The organism is Pseudomonas sp. BS-2016 (assembly GCF_001806145.1).
Taxonomy (GTDB): domain Bacteria; phylum Pseudomonadota; class Gammaproteobacteria; order Pseudomonadales; family Pseudomonadaceae; genus Aquipseudomonas; species Aquipseudomonas lundensis.
In genome coordinates this window covers 1-1,702 of record NZ_MLCT01000213.1, presented here as the reverse complement: position 1 = coordinate 1,702, position 1,702 = coordinate 1, and the positions used below count along the sequence as shown (strand labels likewise).

At 56.3% G+C, this 1,702-nt stretch carries 1 protein-coding gene; it reads left to right on the top strand.

Going from position 1 to position 1,702, the window contains the following annotated elements; genetic code table 11:
• On the top strand, positions 1 to 1,702 hold a 1,702-nt coding region (locus tag BKD70_RS23895), incomplete at both ends, for an efflux RND transporter permease subunit (RefSeq protein ID WP_139145843.1).

The window sequence follows — 1,702 nt, the reverse complement described above, 5'->3', positions numbered from 1 at the left end:
GGATCTGGGCGGTTCAAAGTACGCCCATCGATGCATTGCCAGACCTGTCGGATGTTCAGGTAATTATCCGTACACCTTACCCAGGCCAAGCCCCACAGATCGTCGAAAACCAGGTGACCTATCCACTGGCAACCACCATGCTCTCGGTACCTGGGGCCAAGACTGTGCGCGGTTACTCCTTCTTTGGCGACAGCTTCGTTTATGTGCTGTTCGAAGACGGAACTGACTTGTACTGGGCCCGCTCGCGGGTGTTGGAATACCTGAGCCAGATACAAAGCCGCCTACCAGCCAGTGCTAAGCCAGCCTTAGGACCTGATGCCACTGGCGTTGGCTGGATTTTCCAGTACGCGTTGGTTGATCGCAGCGGTGGGCACGATCTGGCGCAACTGCGAGCCCTACAGGACTGGTTTCTCAAATTCGAGCTCAAGACGCTGCCGAACGTTGCGGAAGTTGCCACCGTAGGTGGCATGGTCAAACAGTATCAGGTCCAGCTCGATCCGCTAAAGTTGGCGAACTTGGGTATCACGCAGTCTGAGGTGACCGAGGCGATCGGCAAAGCCAATCAGGAAACCGGTGGAGCCGTGCTGGAAATGGCGGAGACAGAGTTCATCGTACGAGCTTCCGGCTACCTAAAGACGCTCAATGACTTTCGCGCCATCCCGCTCAAACTGGGCGCGGGCAGTGTGCCGGTCACGTTGGGCGATGTTGCCACGATTCAGTTAGGGCCTGAGATGCGTCGAGGCATTACCGAACTCGACGGTGAAGGTGAGACCGTCGGCGGCGTGGTGATTCTGCGCAGCGGGAAGAATGCTCGTGAAACCATTGCGGCGGTCAAAACCAAACTCGACGAGCTGAAAAGCAGTCTGCCGGCGGGGGTTGAAATCGTCACCACCTACGACCGCAGCAAGTTGATTGATCGTGCCGTGGAAAACCTCAGCCACAAGCTGATCGAAGAGTTCATCGTCGTCGCGTTGGTCTGCGGAATCTTTCTCTGGCACCTGCGTTCATCTCTGGTGGCAATCATTTCCCTGCCGGTTGGGGTGCTGATCGCCTTCATCGTGATGCGCTATCAGGGTATCAACGCCAACATCATGTCCCTTGGCGGGATTGCCATCGCCATCGGCGCTATGGTCGACGCTGCCGTGGTGATGATTGAAAATGCCCACAAGAAGGTCGAGGCTTGGCACGTGGCCAATCCTGGGGAGGAACTGAAAGGTGAACGTCATTGGCACGTGATGACTGAAGCGGCTGCCGAGGTAGGACCTGCATTGTTCTTCTGTCTGCTGATCATCACCCTGTCGTTCATTCCGGTGTTCACGCTGGAGGCTCAGGAAGGACGTCTATTCGGTCCATTGGCGTTCACCAAAACCTACGCTATGGCCGCAGCGGCTGGACTGTCGGTAACTCTCGTACCGGTGTTGATGGGGTATTGGATTCGTGGACGAATTCCCAATGAGCAGCAGAATCCGCTAAATCGCTGGTTGATCCGGATCTACGAACCCGCTCTGGACGCCGTATTACATCGACCTAAAATAACGCTGCTGGTTGCGTTGCTAGTCTTTGTCAGCGCGTTGTGGCCGATCTCTCGTCTGGGTGGTGAGTTTCTTCCCCCGCTGGACGAAGGGGACCTGCTCTATATGCCATCAGCTCTGCCTGGATTATCGGCGCAGAAGGCCGCGCAACTGCTTCAACAGACTGACCG